This is a genomic window from Emticicia fontis, assembly GCF_054779675.1.
In genome coordinates this window covers 1-17,190 of sequence record NZ_BAAGXU010000003.1, presented here as the reverse complement: position 1 = coordinate 17,190, position 17,190 = coordinate 1, and the positions used below count along the sequence as shown (strand labels likewise).

Genomic DNA, 17,190 nt, shown 5'->3' with positions numbered 1-17,190 from the left:
ACGAATAAAAAGCGCGAAACTTAACTTTTATTATTCAGATGCCTTTAAATAAATGTCAGACCAATTTTGTTTTTTTTATTAATATTTTTTGTATTCTTGTAATTATTTCATGAAGATAATTGATAAAGATAGCTTTTCTAAAAGTATCACTCTTAGAAAAGTAAATGAGTGTGTATAACCCTTTTATTAACCTAAAACAACCAAATGCAATGGACTTTAAAGATCATATTAAACAGTTTAGTGATAGAGTCACTAAACTAAAAGACAATATTCATACAGAAGAAGCTACAAAAAATGCATTCATTATGCCCTTTCTTCAAGTATTAGGCTATGACGTTTTTAATCCACTCGAAGTAGTGCCTGAATTTGTTTGCGATATTGGTACAAAAAAAGGAGAAAAAATAGATTATGCAATTTTTAGAGATAGTGAGCCGATCATATTGGTTGAATGTAAACATTGGAAACAAAACCTGAATATTCATGATGGACAATTGCTAAGATATTTTCATGTATCTAAAGCTAAATTTGCTATCTTAACAAATGGCTTAATTTTTAGATTTTATACCGACTTAGTAGAACCTAATAAAATGGATGAAAAACCATTTTTAGAATTTAATATTGAGGAAATTAAAGACGGACAAATTGAGAAATTAAGAGATTTCCATAAAGCCTATTTTGATAGCACCAATATATACCAATCGGCCAGTGAGCTAAAATATATCAATGAAATCAGGCATTTGATATTACAAGAACTTCAAGAACCTAATGATGATTTTGTTAGATATTTTGCTAAACAAGTTTACCCAAATATGGTAACGGCAAAAGTAATAGACGCTTTTCGCCCATTAGTAAAGCGTACATTTGCCAATATCATAAATGATACTTTAAATGAAAGGTTAAAATCCGCTATTACACCTGATAATGCCTCTATTATCGTAGAAGAACCAGCACAGCCAATTCAACAAATATCTGCCCCAATTGAACCCGATGATAAAATTGTTACTACAGCTGAAGAGTTGGAAGGATTTTATATTGTAAGATCAATATTAAGAACGAAAGTCTCAGTTAATAGGATCACTTATCGTGATGCGCAATCTTATTTTGCTATCTTTTTAGATGATAATAATAGAAAACCTATCTGTAGATTATACTTTAATAACCCCAATAAAAAGTATATAGCTACTTTTGATGCAGATAAAAAGGAATTAAAAGCTGAAATCAAAACGCTTGATGATATATATGGACAGTCAAATGAGTTGGAAAAAACGGTAGGATATTATTTATAGCAGTTTAGAAAAAGGAGAATATTAACTTTTATTTTAATTTTAAATCACGGGGCTTCACCGAATAAAGCAGTTATAGAGAGCTTTTTATTAAATTATCCGTGTAACTCAATGCAAAACTCTGTGAAACTCCGTGGTAAATAGTATCAATTTTCTACCTTAAAATCATCAAGAGCTGAGGCTATATCAGATAATCTCTCACTAATATTTCCTGAAAATGAGTTATTAGAATATCCTAACGCAATACCAATGGCTTCTAATCCATTTGGACTTGAGGAGTTTATTACAAACCCAACTCTTAGAATTTGATTTCTTTGGATTTGAATTGCCAAAGATAATCTTTCAAAATCTGTTAGTTCGGGATGGTCTAGCTTCAAACCTTTTTCTATTTTACTTATGCTTTCGTAATCGCTGATAGAGTCCATTAATTTAAATTTGAGTTATAATTTATAAATTTGCTAATACATAAGATAATTTTAAATGTGCTTATGTATTTAGTGTAAAAATACAGATTATGTCAATTCCATGAAATAATCCAAGTATGAATTTTATACTTAATGTTATGCGCCCTCCTCCTAAATAAAAACTGCAAAGCCTATAATAAGCCTCTAATAGCACATAAGTCAATGTCATTGTTAAACTACGCCAGAAAACACATCAACCTCTATCGACAAGAATACTGATAATTACCACTTGTTGTATAAGAACCAGAGTTAGTGGTTATTTTTGAAGTTATTTTAGTAGGATATTTATTTGAATTATATTCAAATGTAGACTCAACTTTATCTACTGAAGGGCCTATGCCTAAATATCTGTTATAACTTAACACATTGTTTTGGCTCAGATATTCAAACGTACCACCGTTAATAAACGTACTGGAGTATAATCTCAAGGCGATATATTCTTTTGTGTAATGAGTTTTCATGTTATCATATTTCAGCCCCTCGTAATAGACAACCGTAGTATTTCCACCTAAAATTGTATATACCTTCGAAACGTTATTACCGACATAGTCAAAATGAGTTTCGCTGGTATATCCCTGACTTTTTCTCAATAATGAAACGATGTTATCGCCTGAATAGGAGGGAGAAAAAATAAGTCCATTAGAAGGATTCTTTTTCATTTCAATTATATGACCAGCATCGTCAAAATCAATAACTACCGGAAAGAATTCCTGAAAATTATCCGGACATTTTGCTTCATAGCTAATCACTAACTGATTTGGCTTAGGGTAAGTAAAAATCCACTTTATACCACAATTGTATCCGTAATTTATAAATTCACTAAGTTTGTTAGCTGAATTGTACTTGTACACGATGGAGTCAGCTGGTGAATCCGGAGGAATAGCTTTTGTTATATTACAAACAGGAGTCTTTTCATTAACTTCATTTTTTTTGCAAGAAATAATAGCAATGAATAGGGTGAGAACAATGATGAACTTCATTTGTACTCTCTTTCCTGCAAACCGAAAGGTAGGGTCTTGTAATCTGGTATCTTTTGTAGTCACAATATTTATAGCTATTTTTATATAATCACCAAAGGTATTTGATTCCGATTAAATAAAAACACATTCTGATATATTTTTCTAATCCTCCATGCAAACTCTCCTCTCCCAAATAAAAAACTGCAAAACATGCGAACAACATCTGGTAGGAGGGGTCAACCCCGTAGTAGCAGCAAGCACAGAGAGCAAAATCATAATAGTAGGCCAGGCCCCAGGCAGAATCGTCCACAACACCAACATCCCCTGGAACGATAAAAGCGGAGACAACCTCCGCACATGGCTAAACGTAGATAAAGAAACCTTCTACGATACCAACCTCTTTGCCATAATCCCTATGGGCTTCTGCTACCCCGGCACAGGCAAAACCGGAGACCTACCCCCACGCCCCGAGTGCGCCCCACTATGGCACCGCCAGTTATTAGACAAAATGCCCAAAGTAGAACTCATGCTGTTGGTAGGGCAATATGCCCAGAACTACTACTTAGGCGAAAGAGTCAAAAACACCCTCACCGAAACCGTCCGGCATTATCAGGAATATCTGCCTAAGTTCTTCCCTTTACCGCACCCCTCCCCCCGCAACAATATCTGGCAGGCCAAAAACCAATGGTTTAGTAGAGAGGTATTGCAGGAGTTAAAAGGTGTGGTAAACAGAATACTATATACGAAAACCCCAGTCTTATAATTGTAGAATTATCATCGATAATAATCCAGAAGCATCTTTCTGAAAAACAACTCATACTTGGTCTGTACAAAATTCGATTTAGCTCTCTCCAGATTCAGCCGGAAATTATTTAGTTCAATGGCATGAATCAGCCCTTCAGTGAATCGCTCTTTTGCCGAATCAAAAGCCACTTGCTGTGTATTCAATTGCCTTTTGGCACTATTTAGTTTCTCTTTCGCAATTGTTGCCGCCAGATACGCCTGTTCAATCTCCTGTTTCAGTTGCAGCTTCGATTGAGATAGTTGCGTATCAGCCATTTGTTGAGAAATTAGGGCATTATTTATCCGCATCCTTACCTGTCCGTTACTATAAATCGGTATATTCACACTCAAGCGTGCATACTGATTTAAGTTGAAGTTCAACTGATTAAAATAATTATATTCTCTTGATGCCGCGCTCGAATACGCTGTTCCCATGCCTGCACCGATTGAAACACTCGGATACTTACCGGCATGAGCCATCCTGATGCCCACTTTCGCGCTCTGAAACCTTAATTCAGCATTTTTTATCAATGGTTGGTTATTCACTGATAATAATACCGTTTGCAGATAAGCCTCATTCACGGCAATCACTTTTTCATCAAAAGCCATAGATTCTACCTCAAATGTCTCATAATCCGGAAAAGCCATCAACTGAGCCAACGACAGCTTGGCTAGCTCAATCGAATTTTTCATGTTCAGGGCATCAAATTCTGCCGTAGCCAATTGTGCATCCAGATCAATCAGATTGGTGTTGGGCATGTGGCCCTCCTTTACCAGTTCTTTCACCCGTTCCAATTGCGTTTGCAGGTTCACCACTTGCTCCTGACTAATCTTCCAAAGCTCCTGATTCATCAGCAACTGCATAAAAGCAAGCGTAATGCGGTTTCTCAACTCATTTTTCCCCCTTTGCAAGTCCCACCCGTCGGCTTGTACATTGTATTCATTCTGTACCACCTGATTCTTCAGTGTAAACCCGTTAAAAACCACCACATTCGTACCCAGACCTATCGAATTAGACGAAACCGTATGCTGAATAAAATCATTCGTAAAAGGGTCAATACTTCGCCCCGAACTCACCCCCTGCGAAAAAGACCCCGATACACTCGGATAAAGGGCCTGTTTTGATTGACGAAGCACATTCTCCGACTGCCTTATTTTCAATAAGCGCTGTTTAATATCAAAACTCTGTTTATAGGCATAGTCAATACATTGCTCCAGACTGAATTTTTTCTGCGCCGACACTTGCAGTGCAAAAAAACAAGAGAAAATGATAAGCGCAATTTTCTGGCAAAGCAAATACAATAAGGATGTGTTTAACTTTTTCATGTTTACCGACCATATAAGGGGTTATTAGTTAGATTTTCATCTCCCCAGGTTGACGTATAAGGGTCATAGCTGCATTTGGCAGGTTTTGAATAAATATTGCCAGGCTCTTCAATAAAAGCCCTGCAATCGGTACAAACATGCCTGAATTCACAATCTTTGCAAATCTCTATCTGGTCTTTATGTATATACCAAAGCTCCTTAAAACCAGCCTTTTCTATCGCCTCTATAAGCGTTGTGTCTCTGATATTACCATAGCTTCTTAACATAGACGGGCAGTTTTTTATTTCGCCATTTATGTCTATACTGATTTTTCGGTTTAGACACGTATTATGTTTTTGAGATTCAGTAAATAGCATTAAATCCGGCACGAATGCTGCCAATTCTACTTTACCACAACTATGAATATCCATTACTTCTTTTTGGTATCGCATAGTTGTCAGACTTGTACCGGCATTATCTTTAAGCAAAACTGTTTTATTCTCCGGCGAATTATAGAAATAAAATCCTCTGAATCTGATAAAACCATGCGCATTAGCTTTAATGAAATGAATAATATTATCATCAAACTTTAAAAATACTTCTATATATGTGAAGGTTAAAGTTGAAATATATCGGTTAATGGTCGATAATACTTCTGGATTAATTGAACCGTACAATCTGAATTGTACTGCTTCACAACCAAGTGTATCTAATTCCTTTAAAGCATCCGATAAATAATCAGGAATTTCCGACCGGATATCAATGATAGAATTGGAGATAAGGCCGGGATAGTCCCACTCCAGACTTAGATTTGGAAAGTACTCAGGTTTTGCAGTGATAAACCCCCAGTCATCGTCTAAAAAAAAGTTGATATATGTATCTATACCCTCATCGTATTGGTGTTCGTTATCGCTCTTGATTTCTTCAAGTGTTCTAACCTTATTCTCTTTAAGAATGTCTACCAAAAGATTTGGTACGGCTTTATATCTAGATCTTTGCAAATCAATTAATAATGATCGGTTTGCCCCTTTTACAATCACGCAATTTCCAAAGAATAAAAAATACGCTCGTTTTTTCATCAGCTTATTATTTCTTCAATACACGGTTCGTTATCTGCACTTAGAATTCTGCTTATAGGTTTATAATAGTTTGTATATAATAGCATTGAACCATTCATAGACTCAAAAAAGGCTAGATTCATTACTTTAACAGAGCTATTCTTTACCTCCGAAATCTTTGTTACATGATAAGGAATATCTTTTGCCCCTTTCTTTTTTAGTTTTTTCAGTTGTTTAATATCCATATTTCAATGTTGTAGCGTTTCAGCAATTTGCTTTTCTAAATAATAATTACACGGAATAGAAACCATTCCAAACTGACCAACTGGATTAACTTCCAGAAAGTGAAATTTATAATTTTTATCAAACAGTATGTCAAAAGAACCGCAATTCAGATTTAATTTGCGCATAAGTCTGGTCAACTTTTTTTCAATAGTTACTGGCAATTTAAAAGGGACAGAACGCGTTGGTTTTTCAAAATTGTATCTTCTGAAATCAATGGTAGTTTGGGTATCTCTCTGCGTAAACATAGCCATTGAATAAAAATCCCCCATCAGATAAAATGAGCGTATTTCAATCAATTTATCTATATAACTCTGAACAAATATGGGGTAAAAAAAATCGGAGAAAGAAGGAAGTTCTTCGATTGTTATCAGTTCAGTATATGTTCCATAATCTTGAGGCGTACCATCTAAAAATAGCATTTCCGAAAGGGGTTTTGTGGCTACTTTTGTATAAGTTTTCAGCAATTGTTCTAATTCTCTTTTAGTTGAAATTATATAAGAATCCGGTGTGTTTAATCCTGCTTCTTTCGCCGCTTCTAATTGTTGTAGTTTGCTTATATTTACGTTATTCGGTGAGTTTATTGATTTCTTCTCTAGTAAATTTTTTTTTGTCAAAAAAGAAAGTAAAACCTTCTGTTCGTCAATAATATGGCTCACTATCTTATTTTTATCTCTTTTATTCAGGTCATTAAATACATGGTTTAATCTGAACCGCTCATCTCTGAAAATATTTCTTCTATACCAGATTGAGTCTATTTTAATTAGTTTCAGTTCATCTATTTCTAATACACTGGTATTTTCATGGGCAATTAAATTAAAAAAACTTCTTGTATCGTTTATCCTTGTCCATTCACACCCAAAATGATTAAGCCAACGAATAACAAAAGAGGTTGATATATCTCCTTTATTAGAAAAAATTAGAATCATTATTTAGTATATTTTTTATCGAATCCTTCTTTTAACTTCCTTTTTGATTTTCTGTAATTTTTCAGATAAGCTTCTATACTCCAGGTTATACCATATACCGCAGCGTATTCTTCAATAGGATTTATTTTCATATTACTTCTTCTTTGAGAAAGATTCTTCACATCGGCAATCGGGTAGAAATAATAGGTAGAATCTGCCTGGTCATAAAATAACTGGGTGCCATACAATTGTTGTTTTTTCTCAAAAACCAATATTCTGTCTTCTAAAAGAGCCAATAGCTTTTTCTCAAAAAGTCCGTTTTCAGCGGCATTCTTAAAAAGTTCGTAATATTTTTTCTGGGTTGATAAGTTTGAATGTTGTATTACCAAAAACGGAACCTGACTTGCTTTGTTACCAACCACAAGCTTACTGATAAACCCCCGGCTATCTAAGGCTTGAGTTACTATTTGTAAATGGGCATTTTGCATGGAATCCTGTACTGTAGTCAGACTATCCAGAATAACCTTATAATTAGGAAGAGTAGTATTAACAGAAGCGATGTTCTGAATCATTTTCTGATCATTATTGAAAACCACTAAGAGTTTTTTTTGCAATGGTTCATCAATACCTTTCGCTATTTCAGCAAAATTATTTTTCCATTCATCAAACTGGTGTAAGTATAAAAAACCATCATTTTGAACAATAGCAACTGGGTCGTCCCATCCCTTTTCAATCGACATTCTCAGATATCTGAAAGCTTTTTCCTGATTTTTGTTTAATGAAGACATCATTGCCGCATTATATAATTCATGCTTATTAGGAGTTCCAAGATTAAATGCCTGCTCAAAATATTTCTCCGAAAGCGCATAGTCTCTATTGGAATAAGCTTTCAAAGCAAGTTTTATAATATCAGAATAATTTTGCGAAAACCCCTGTTGGCAAAAGAAGAATAGGATAATTGTAAATCTTATCATGATTTAAAATCTGTAGTTTTTTAGGTCACCTCAAAAGTTTTTTAGCCACATCATATTCGCCCCTCTAAACTCCTGAGGCGACCTTTTTACTTATAATCATCCAACTGGTTTTTCTTCATCTACATCACAATCATCATAGTGATCCGGACTTGGCACTGATGTTCTGGTAACTGTTGTACACTCACCTGTGCTCGTTGTACCAACTAATCCACCAACAATTTTTTTCTCAAAAGATTTTTCTAGCTTAAAGTCAGCAAAACTTTCTAATAATTTGTCTTTTTTCATGTTTACTTTACCAAAAGGGTTTATAATTTCACACCATGTGAAATTGAATTCTGGCTTTGTAATTTATAAAATTTATTTATAGGGACAAAAGAAAAGATGATTTTTTTAACAATAATTAGTCAGATTCAGTCCGTAAAATTCAAATACTTGACTATCAGCTTTTTAAAGTAGATGAGATTTCTGATCGTATTTATCTGATATAAAACTAAACTTATCCCAGATTATGCTGATTAACAAAATAATTATCTATTAACGTTTCATCGTCTTTCTTATATCATAAAATAGCTTCTCTATCAATTTCAGATTCTCCGTAACTACCTCGCCCGAGGCAGTCATCCCGTTTCTGAAAGGGAGTTTTTTATTGGCAGATGTCACCAATCCATCTGGAAAATTTACTCTTACCAGATATGCCGTATCTTTTGGTATATCCGAAATATATGAGATTTGACCTTTCACCGTCCCAAACTCCTGAAACGGGTAACTCTGAAACTTCACAATCACCTCCTGATTTTTACGCACTTTACCGAAATTGTACTGGCCCACCAGCATCTCTCCATGATACCCCGCACCATCCGGCAGAATGTAAAGCAATTCCTGCCCGGCTTTGAGCATCTGATTCTCTTGTAGATTCGTCAGAAAATTAACCTTGCCTGCAATCGGAGCCATAGCAATATATCTTTGTTTCCAGGCTTCAATATCACTCTTCAGCGAATTAATAGACTGAATCAATCCATTCTTTTGCTCCGTAATCGTTTTATCCAGTTCTATCAGTTCCTGCTGTTTCTGATTCTGACTCATCGAATTATTATCCAACGACCCCTTAGCCTGTTCAAATGCCTGTTTTTTGCTTAAATAGCGGCTCTGGGCACTCCTTGCATCCTGTTTCGATACAAACCCTTTATCACTCAATCGCTGCTGACTCTGTGCCTCTTCGTAGGCCATTTGCAGGTCTTTTTCCTGCAATTCCAGTTGCGCTCTGGTATTTTCCTGAATACTGTTCAAGGTATGAATATCCCTGTTTACAGCCCCTTTCTTTTTCAGATAAGAACCATCAGCCATCGATGAAGCCGAGCGCACCAACGCTTCCTGAAAAGTCTGATACGGTTTCTGCAATTCCCCCAACGCAAAAAACAAAGGAATCTTTGTCCGGTGAATACCCTCAAAATCATTCGCAACAGATAAGGCAATCAATTGATTAATACTACTCTCCAGAATAAGTACCTCTTCTGCATTGGCCGTACTCTCCATATAAGCCAGATGTTCGCCTTGTTGCACAAATTGCCCCTCAGTTATCAGTAATCTGGTCAAGCGCCCCTCTATTTTCGTATTTACCGATTTCGGAGCATTATCCGAAACCACTTTCATTTGCGCCCCCACCAGGTCAGGATACTCTACAAACCAGGCAACACCTAATAGAATGAGTAAAACGAAGAAAAAAACACTGATGCCCCAACGAATCAACCACGCTGGCGGCTGATTCAGCACCTCATCTACCTGCGTATTCCTCAACTCCGGCATTCGGTAATTACCGTCATTGCCATCATCACCCTTACCCAATTCGGGCGGCACAGGAGGTACAACAGGCGTTTCGCTGACAATGTCAGTACTGGGTATGCCTTTTCCTCCCAGTAATTCGGTCAGATTGGTTCTGAGCAACTTTTCAGATATTTCTTTAGTGTCTTCCATTAATTCCCCAATTCTAACTGGTTTTTCACTAATTCAAAGTATTTGCCATGCTTTTGCGAGAGTTCCCGGTGGGTACCTATCTCAACAATCTCACCCTTTTCCAGCACAACAATCTGGTCGGCATTTTTTACAGTGCTCAACCGATGAGCCACCACTACCACTGTCCTGCCTCTAAAAAACGCATCAAGATTCTGCATAATCACGCTTTCATTATTGGCATCCAAAGCGTTCGTAGCCTCGTCAAAAAAAATAAAATCAGGATTCTTATACACCGCTCTCGCAATCAGTAACCGCTGCTTTTGTCCCTGACTAATCCCATTCCCCTCGGCGCCTATCTTGGTATTATAGCTCAACGGCAATTCCTCAATAAACGACTGAATATTAGCAACCTTAACCGCGTGCAACAATTTCGGGATATCCGGCGTTTCATCACCCACCGCAATATTGTTGGCAATCGTATCCGAAAAAATAAACCCATCCTGCAATACCGTACCGCATACCGCACGCCATACCCGCGGGCTAATATTTGATAAATTAGTTTCCCCCAACCGTATTTCTCCCTTGTTCAACTGATAGAATTTCAGTAGTAATTTCAACAATGTCGTCTTACCACTGCCGCTTGTTCCGACAATTGCCGTTATTTTTCCATGCGGAATAATCAGGTTGATATTTTTTAATACGGGTTCATTACCTGCACCTGTATACGTAAAAGAAAGGTCCTGAACTTTAATGTCTTTATTTTGCGGCAGATACCTGATCAGTGTCTTTTCTTCAGGCTCTTCATTATCCATTTCATGAATCTCATTGAGCCGCTCAATACTAATCTGCGCGTCCTGCCAATGTTGTATAAATTGAATCAACTGCTCAATCGGGCTATTCAATTGCCCCATAATATACTGCATAGCCATCATACCTCCAAGCGTCATTTGTCCGTTTACTACCGCCGTAGCCGCCAGAAATGTAATCAGGATATTTTTCCCCTCATTGATAAAAAGTGTACCCGCTTGTTGATATTGACCTATAGCCAGACTCTTAATACTCCACTTAAACTGCCTTACCTGCAGATTCTCCCATTCCCAGCGTTTCAGGTGCTCTGCATTATTCATTTTAATTTCCTGTACACCCGTAATTAATTGTATCAGACTACTCTGATTCTGGCTCGCCAGCGCAAAGCGTTTATGATCCATTTTCCGCCGATACCTCAGAAAAACCGTTATCCAAAGCGTGTACAATAGGCTCGAAATAATAAAAATGCCAAAGATGGTAAGATTATAAAAAGCAGCAATACAACTGAAAATCACCAGATTAAACAACGAGAACATAACATTGAGCGAAGTCCCGGTCAGAAACGACTCTATCCGGTGATGGTCTCCAATACGTTGCATAATATCCCCTGTCATTTTCGAATCAAAAAATGAAATCGGAAGTTTGAGCAACTTGCTCAGGAAGTCGGATAAGATAGAGAGATTAATACGTGTGCTGATATGCAGCAATATCCAGCTTCTGATAAAATCGACCGACATCCGGCCCAGAAACAGCATAGACTGCGCAACCAGTATCAGATAAATAAAATGAATATTACGCGTTTGTATACCCGTATCAACAATAGACTGCGTCAGAAAAGGCAAAACCACTTGCAGAATCGACCCTACCAACAAGCCTAGACCCAATTGAAACAACAAGCTCTTATACCGCCATACATACTGCCAGAGCATACCTAACGCTAACCCCTTAGATTTCTCTCCTTCTTCTTCATAAAACCTAGGAGTAGTCTCTAAAAGCAAAGCAATCCCTTCTTCTTCATTCTTTTTCTTTGAAGCCAACCACCCCTGGCAAAACTCTTCTTTGGTATAAGTAATTAACCCTTTAGCCGGGTCAGCTACATGCACAGTCGTATTTTTGTTAAATCTATTTCTCGAAACTTTATAGACCACTACAAAATGATTTTGCTGCCAATGCACAATACAGGGTAGGGGAGCCTCCTCTGCCAATTTCCCGAAATCCACCTTTACAGCCAATGTCTTAAACCCAATATCCTCAGCCGCCTGAGCAATCCCCAATAAAGAAACTCCCTCCTTACCAATCTCTGATTTAGCCCTAAGCGTTTGTACATTAAAGTTTTTGCCATAATGCTTTGCCACCATACGTAAGCAGGTAGGTCCACAATCCATTTGGTCGAGTTGCCGATAATGCGTGAATAGCATGTGATATTTTACTTTAATCTGGATACAAGTATAATACTTCTTATATAGTAATACGCTCCCTAATACAGTTAGAAAATAAGAAGAATGTAATATTTATAAAATATACTTTAATTCTTCCACATTGTAATTTTCCGGTAAACGATAACCATTTACAAAAATAGTAGGTGTATGTGTAACATGCGCTTTATCACACCAGGCACTCATTGCTTCAATTTTTACCCCTTGTTCATATAATTCTCCATTTATAGGGTATTTAGCCAAAAATGTATCATAGTCTTTACTAACGTTCAAATACCAATCATCTAAAGCCTTTTGAGTTTTATTTATATTGCCTTCAGCAGCTATAGCTAATAAATGTTTTACTATAATTGAGCCTTTATCTAATTCGGTATTTCGTGTAATATAAATTATCTTCAATTTAATATCCTTGTTGCGTTTAATAATATCTTCTAACTCAACATGACTTTTTTCGCAAGGTTTGCAATAAGGATTGCAAATTTTTATAATTGTATTTGAGGCGTTAGGGTTACCTATATCAATACCTACTTGTTGCCAGCCATCAGGATATTTTTCCTGTTGCTGCAATAAACTATTAAATATTTCAGGATTATATTGTAATCGTTTATAGGCAGGCTTATATAAGTCATGATCTTGTGCTTTAGTCAATATAGGCTTTAATGTGTACCATAAAATAATAGGGGCTATTGTACAGAAAAATAGCGCCAATAGTACAACTGGCGTCAAAATATTTACGATTGGACCTCCCCATATAAATACCATACTCCATAATAATTCTGCAGCTAAAGTAAATTGAACTGCTAAACATAGTGGGCACCATTGTCTGACAACTCTCCATTGATAATAAATACTAAATATAATATAGGGGGCAGCAAAAACATTGGCAATAGCAAGACAGGTAGCTTTTATTTCAAAAGGTATATTAGGCAATAATAATCCCAAAAGTGTAGAAGCAAAATAAAAAAAGCCAATTTCTCCCCAACTAATCCCCATTATTTTGGCAGCCTTACTACTTAGCACTGCATCACAGTCGGTTTTTATACCAACAGAACAAATATTTTTTACAAAAGCATTATTTTTATCTATCTCATATATCAACAATAAACTAGCAGTTGAAAAACCAAACATTTTTATAATAGTAATTATACTAAAGGGTATAAAAGCGCCTGAAGGAATATTAGCCAGAATGACTAACAAAAAAATGATGCCTGCAAAAACAATATTTACTATTTTTTTATTTGTTTTTATTCTTTCAACTTGCTTCTTTTTAGCGTACTCAGTATCCCCGCTTTGTTCTGAAGTTTCTGCAAGCCAAATAATGTCTTTATAACTCTGCACAAAATCTTTCTTCGAAACTATTTGTTTTTTATTGCCTTTGTGTTGATAACTTACTGTCTGCTCTGTAACATCAGTAACTAATACAAAATCAGTTCCAATCTCAGGGATCTTCATAAATGCCACAAACGGAGTTTCTATAGCCACAGTGTCAAATTCCTGAGCATTCAACAAAAAAGCTTCATTATGGATTTTATATCTCTTAAAAGTATCACTTAGAGCTAACAAGCTCGGATAATACGGATTTTCTTCAATTTCCGTCCCAATAGTTCTACTGGAAACTCTCGCTCCTATCAATTGAGCATAGGCACTTGCAATGCTTTTTAGCTCGGTGTTAAAAGTATATGCCATGTTTTATTTACTCTTTTTAGGGTGATATATTCGTGTTGGACTAATAGTATATTGGTTTGGGATATTTTCAGGATTTCTTTTTGGATTATATATTTGCTTCAACCAGTGCAAATGATACAAAGCTGCTTCGTACATATTTTTATAGATAACTCTACCGCTGTCGAATTTAATTTTACCTGGAATGCCTTCTAATAAAATAAAATCAAAATGGGCTTTTATTTCGTTATTACTTTCTGCAGATTTGATGATATGCGTAAAGGTTTCGATACTTGTTTCAATGTCAAAAACCGTTTTCTCTTCACTAATATGATGATGTAAAAAGTTGAATTCGTCAAAAGCAAAGTGATCGCTTGTAGTAAATACTTTCTGGTAATCTTTACTTCGCTTAAAAATATTGTTTATAAATTTATTATTCCGATATAAGGCAAAACACCCGGTAGTATATTCATGTCTGACACTGACAAAATCAACTTGACTCAATAATTCATCGGTTAAAAACCCTCTTAAATCACCATAAATAACATCAATGTCTCCTTGTCCCCAAAAGGTATGCTCTTTAATATAATCTGCGAAAATCAAACCATAAGCAGGTCTGAAATCACATAGTTTATAAGGAAAATCTATTGATATGGCTATTTTCAGTTTTTCAGCTATCAATGTTTTCATTTCCTCAAATGAGATATTTATAATTTTAACATTTTCAGGTAATTCGCTTTGATAAAGACTATCTGAAAAAATAAGAAAATCTATAGTATTGTTAAATGAGCAAGAGTGCAAAAAATATGGAAAATACCAAGGAAATTTTCCATAATAAGGGATTAGAATTACAACTCTACTATCCATTTTACTTTAGCAGATTTCTTAATGTCGATTCAATTTTATCTGATGATGGAGCATCTGCGCTTGAAGATATAATCCCACCAATTTTATCAATTAATATGTAGCGCGGCACACTGTTTACATTATAATTTTGCATGGTTTTTTCGAGTTCTGGTGCCAATAAATTAATATGTATTCCAGTCAGTTCAGGATGTTTAAGAAGATAATTTTTCCACTTATTACGATCCTTATCAAGCGAAACAAATAGAAAAATAATTTCTTTATTCGCTTTGAATTTTTTTTGAAGAGCAACAGAATTAGGGAATTCTTTTATACAAGGTCCACACCAGGTAGCCCATAAATCTATATAAACTATTTTCCCATTAAAATCACTCAATTTTACTGTTTTATCACTAATATTTTTCCCTTCTATCTCAAAGGCTTTATTCCCTTTACTTATTTTTGTTAATGAGTTATATCTTAAATATATTTTAGGTATATAACCGGAATTTGGATAGCTTTCCTTAAACTCATTAAAAATGCTATTGAAGTTTTCTGGAATTTTAATCATTAAGCAGTTCATTATAATATCAGCCAACATAAATTCTTTGAATTTTGCCGAAGCTGATAATTTTTTAATAATGGGATAAGATATTTCCAGGTATGAATCTACCGTCATATTTTTTACATCCATTAAAGATTCCTGCATAGCAACCCTTGAGAGAATCTGGCTATAAAATTTTATCACCATTAAGTATGATTCAGGTTGCGCTTGAAGCAAGTTTTCATTAAATGGCACTGATTTGTTCAAATTTTGTAGAACTGGCGGAATATTTTGATTTTCAAGAGACACAGGATTGTAATTTGCCAGAAAGTGACTCATTTTTGAAGATAAAATCTCAGCTTTTGCTAGGTCCTCCAACAATTCTTTATCCTCTTTTGTAATAGTATTTGCTTGAAAAAATGCCTTTCTTTCAAGGGTTAAGATAGAGTCTATTTTTTGAATTGCAAGAGGATATTCTTCTTTATTCCATTGGTAATATTCTTTATTACGATATTTAAATTCACGAAATCTCTGTTTTGCTTGTTCAAGATAGGTATTAATATTGGCATCCTTCCCTGCAAAGTTGACATCAAGATACTTTTTCGAGAAATCTACCGAAACTTCGTAAGTACCATCAGGCTTTAGGTAGATTACCTGATTTGATTCGCCAAAATTAATAAAAGCAAAATAAGAACGCCCTATATAAAAATTAAGCAGAGCTTCTCCATTAGCATCAATTTTCCGCCTACTAAGAACATTCATGCCATCTAAATCAACAAAAAAAATCTGTACTTCTTTTATTTTGGCGTTGCTCGTTTTAATATGTATAGTTACCTCGTTTGCATAACAAAGCGATGAGCAAAAAATACTTACTACTATTACTACCAATTTTATGTTCATATTCTTAATTTTGTAGAACAACGAGTTATATTTCTCGTTGTTCTGAATGAAACTATCCACAAATATTGTTCGAACTGAATGTCGAACACATACAGCCCCACGGTCCACCAATAGCCTAACAAGGTAATACCGTTCCATTAAAAGTAATACATTGACCACATCCATCGGCAGAACTTCCAGCCAGAATTTTTTTCATTTCTTCCCGGCTCAAAGATTCTTTGACGTTTGCCAAACTCATTTTTTTCATTTTGTTAGAATTTATTCATGTTATGCCTACTTTAAAGGCTTTCGGCTGCGCCTTTCCTTGCAAGAATATCTTCAAATAAACTTAATAATGATATATCCGTGTTGGGCTTATTCTATACTTATCAGGTATATGAATTATTTGTTTGTGAGGCAAGCATACACGTTTTAGCCAATACAAGTGGAAAAGAATAGCCTCATACTTGTTTTTATAAATTACTCGTCCATTGTCAAATTTTGCTCGTCCGGCATAGCCCTCAAGCAAAATAAAGTCAAAATGAACTTTTATTTCACTAGTCAATTCTGCTGACTTCATAATATGCGTAAAACTTTCTATATCAGTTTTTAAATCAAAGATTGAAGCTCCTGCAGTTAATTCATCATGTTTGAAATTACATTCATCAAAACAAAAATGAGCAGTAGTTGAAAAGACTTTTTCATAATCTTTGCTTCGTTTAAAAATATTGTTTATCAATTCATTGTTTCGATACAAAGCGAAGCATCCTGAAGTATAATCATGACGAACACTAATAAAATCATAATAACTTAGCATCTCTTCATTCAGGAATTCTCGCAGATTACCGTATATTACATCAATATCGCTTTGTCCCCAAAAATTGTATTCCGATATATAATCCTGGAAAATTAGACCATAAGCAGGTTTAAAATCACAAAGTTTATACGGAAAATCTAAAGAAACTGATATATTAAGTTTTTCAGAGGCCAGTGTTTTGGTTATGTTTCTAAATGTATGATGCTTTATAATTTCTATAGTTCATAGTTAATTTT

17 protein-coding genes are annotated in these 17,190 nt (G+C 35.2%); 2 read left to right on the top strand and 15 right to left on the bottom strand.

Translation table 11 applies throughout. The features are described 5' to 3' along the window. Nucleotides 1-209 precede the first annotated feature (209 nt). Nucleotides 210-1,286 carry a type I restriction endonuclease gene (locus ACYVFA_RS02490; protein ID WP_460470212.1) on the top strand — a complete coding sequence of 359 codons (1,077 nt, stop codon included), beginning with the start codon at nt 210-212 and terminating at the stop codon, nt 1,284-1,286. A gap of 143 nt (nt 1,287-1,429) precedes the next feature. Here the strand turns inward: ACYVFA_RS02490 and ACYVFA_RS02485 are convergent, their stop codons facing one another. After that, nucleotides 1,430-1,708 (bottom strand): hypothetical protein, encoded by a 279-nt coding sequence (locus ACYVFA_RS02485; RefSeq protein WP_460470211.1) that lies wholly within the window; start codon nt 1,706-1,708, stop codon nt 1,430-1,432. Nucleotides 1,709-1,947: 239 nt separating this feature from the next. Next, nucleotides 1,948-2,790 (bottom strand): hypothetical protein, encoded by an 843-nt coding sequence (locus ACYVFA_RS02480; protein WP_460470210.1) that lies wholly within the window; start codon nt 2,788-2,790, stop codon nt 1,948-1,950. An 88-nt stretch (nt 2,791-2,878) separates the two neighbouring features. Here ACYVFA_RS02480 and ACYVFA_RS02475 point away from each other — a divergent pair, with 88 nt between their 5' ends. Continuing rightward, nucleotides 2,879-3,469 carry a uracil-DNA glycosylase family protein gene (locus ACYVFA_RS02475; RefSeq protein WP_460470209.1) on the top strand — a complete coding sequence of 197 codons (591 nt, stop codon included), beginning with the start codon at nt 2,879-2,881 and terminating at the stop codon, nt 3,467-3,469. Between the two features lie 11 nt (nt 3,470-3,480). On the opposite strand, the gene ACYVFA_RS02470 is transcribed toward ACYVFA_RS02475, so the two are convergent. The 13 genes from ACYVFA_RS02470 to ACYVFA_RS02410 all read right to left on the bottom strand — a co-directional run bounded on the left by ACYVFA_RS02470 (nt 3,481) and on the right by ACYVFA_RS02410 (nt 17,164). Beyond that, complete coding sequence (locus ACYVFA_RS02470; RefSeq protein WP_460470208.1) at nt 3,481-4,815, bottom strand: TolC family protein; 1,335 nt, start codon at nt 4,813-4,815, stop codon at nt 3,481-3,483. Nucleotides 4,816-4,817: 2 nt separating this feature from the next. Beyond that, nucleotides 4,818-5,873, bottom strand: a complete 1,056-nt coding sequence (gwsS, locus tag ACYVFA_RS02465) for a grasp-with-spasm system SPASM domain peptide maturase (RefSeq protein WP_460470207.1) — start codon at nt 5,871-5,873, stop codon at nt 4,818-4,820. Beyond that, nucleotides 5,873-6,097: a hypothetical protein gene (locus tag ACYVFA_RS02460; RefSeq protein ID WP_460470206.1), complete on the bottom strand. Its 225-nt coding sequence runs from the start codon at nt 6,095-6,097 to the stop codon at nt 5,873-5,875. Before ACYVFA_RS02460 ends, gwsS begins: the two co-directional genes overlap by 1 nt. Before the next feature lie 3 nt (nt 6,098-6,100). After that, nucleotides 6,101-7,063: an ATP-grasp domain-containing protein gene (gene gwsG / locus ACYVFA_RS02455; RefSeq protein WP_460470205.1), complete on the bottom strand. Its 963-nt coding sequence runs from the start codon at nt 7,061-7,063 to the stop codon at nt 6,101-6,103. Continuing rightward, the gene (locus tag ACYVFA_RS02450; protein WP_460470204.1) at nt 7,063-8,016 is read right to left on the bottom strand and encodes a DUF6624 domain-containing protein; all 954 of its coding nucleotides are present in this window, start codon (nt 8,014-8,016) and stop codon (nt 7,063-7,065) included. Before ACYVFA_RS02450 ends, gwsG begins: the two co-directional genes overlap by 1 nt. A 96-nt stretch (nt 8,017-8,112) precedes the next feature. After that, complete coding sequence (locus ACYVFA_RS02445; RefSeq protein WP_460470203.1) at nt 8,113-8,301, bottom strand: hypothetical protein; 189 nt, start codon at nt 8,299-8,301, stop codon at nt 8,113-8,115. Between the two features lie 249 nt (nt 8,302-8,550). Further along, nucleotides 8,551-9,987, bottom strand: coding sequence for an HlyD family efflux transporter periplasmic adaptor subunit (locus ACYVFA_RS02440; protein WP_460470202.1), 1,437 nt, complete (start codon nt 9,985-9,987; stop codon nt 8,551-8,553). Next, nucleotides 9,987-12,191 (bottom strand): peptidase domain-containing ABC transporter, encoded by a 2,205-nt coding sequence (locus ACYVFA_RS02435; protein ID WP_460470201.1) that lies wholly within the window; start codon nt 12,189-12,191, stop codon nt 9,987-9,989. Before ACYVFA_RS02435 ends, ACYVFA_RS02440 begins: the two co-directional genes overlap by 1 nt. 93 nt (nt 12,192-12,284) lie before the next feature. Continuing rightward, nucleotides 12,285-13,895, bottom strand: coding sequence for a vitamin K epoxide reductase family protein (locus ACYVFA_RS02430; protein WP_460470200.1), 1,611 nt, complete (start codon nt 13,893-13,895; stop codon nt 12,285-12,287). Between the two features lie 3 nt (nt 13,896-13,898). After that, nucleotides 13,899-14,738, bottom strand: coding sequence for a DUF6625 family protein (locus tag ACYVFA_RS02425; RefSeq protein ID WP_460470199.1), 840 nt, complete (start codon nt 14,736-14,738; stop codon nt 13,899-13,901). Nucleotide 14,739: 1 nt separating this feature from the next. After that, a complete protein-coding gene (locus tag ACYVFA_RS02420) occupies nt 14,740-16,158 on the bottom strand; it encodes a TlpA family protein disulfide reductase (protein WP_460470198.1) in 1,419 nt (472 codons plus the stop codon). Nucleotides 16,159-16,273: 115 nt separating this feature from the next. Then, a complete protein-coding gene (locus tag ACYVFA_RS02415) occupies nt 16,274-16,396 on the bottom strand; it encodes a hypothetical protein (protein ID WP_460470197.1) in 123 nt (40 codons plus the stop codon). Nucleotides 16,397-16,486: 90 nt separating this feature from the next. Next, nucleotides 16,487-17,164, bottom strand: a complete 678-nt coding sequence (locus ACYVFA_RS02410) for a DUF6625 family protein (protein ID WP_460470245.1) — start codon at nt 17,162-17,164, stop codon at nt 16,487-16,489. Between the last annotated feature and the right edge of the window lie 26 nt (nt 17,165-17,190).

Excerpts from the sequence above, each read along its gene's own strand:
- ACYVFA_RS02415 (WP_460470197.1), bottom strand. The coding sequence starts at position 16,396 with ATGAGTTTGGCAAACGTCAAAGAATCTTTGAGCCGGGAAGAAATGAAA.
- ACYVFA_RS02420 (WP_460470198.1), bottom strand. The coding sequence starts at position 16,158 with ATGAACATAAAATTGGTAGTAATAGTAGTAAGTATTTTTTGCTCATCG.
- ACYVFA_RS02475 (WP_460470209.1), top strand. The coding sequence starts at position 2,879 with ATGCAAACTCTCCTCTCCCAAATAAAAAACTGCAAAACATGCGAACAA.
- gwsS (WP_460470207.1), bottom strand. The coding sequence starts at position 5,873 with ATGAAAAAACGAGCGTATTTTTTATTCTTTGGAAATTGCGTGATTGTA.
- ACYVFA_RS02490 (WP_460470212.1), top strand. The coding sequence starts at position 210 with ATGGACTTTAAAGATCATATTAAACAGTTTAGTGATAGAGTCACTAAA.
- ACYVFA_RS02450 (WP_460470204.1), bottom strand. The coding sequence starts at position 8,016 with ATGATAAGATTTACAATTATCCTATTCTTCTTTTGCCAACAGGGGTTT.
- ACYVFA_RS02425 (WP_460470199.1), bottom strand. The coding sequence starts at position 14,738 with ATGGATAGTAGAGTTGTAATTCTAATCCCTTATTATGGAAAATTTCCT.
- gwsG (WP_460470205.1), bottom strand. The coding sequence starts at position 7,063 with ATGATTCTAATTTTTTCTAATAAAGGAGATATATCAACCTCTTTTGTT.
- ACYVFA_RS02445 (WP_460470203.1), bottom strand. The coding sequence starts at position 8,301 with ATGAAAAAAGACAAATTATTAGAAAGTTTTGCTGACTTTAAGCTAGAA.
- ACYVFA_RS02430 (WP_460470200.1), bottom strand. The coding sequence starts at position 13,895 with ATGGCATATACTTTTAACACCGAGCTAAAAAGCATTGCAAGTGCCTAT.
- ACYVFA_RS02470 (WP_460470208.1), bottom strand. The coding sequence starts at position 4,815 with ATGAAAAAGTTAAACACATCCTTATTGTATTTGCTTTGCCAGAAAATT.
- ACYVFA_RS02440 (WP_460470202.1), bottom strand. The coding sequence starts at position 9,987 with ATGGAAGACACTAAAGAAATATCTGAAAAGTTGCTCAGAACCAATCTG.
- ACYVFA_RS02435 (WP_460470201.1), bottom strand. The coding sequence starts at position 12,191 with ATGCTATTCACGCATTATCGGCAACTCGACCAAATGGATTGTGGACCT.
- ACYVFA_RS02460 (WP_460470206.1), bottom strand. The coding sequence starts at position 6,097 with ATGGATATTAAACAACTGAAAAAACTAAAAAAGAAAGGGGCAAAAGAT.
- ACYVFA_RS02485 (WP_460470211.1), bottom strand. The coding sequence starts at position 1,708 with ATGGACTCTATCAGCGATTACGAAAGCATAAGTAAAATAGAAAAAGGT.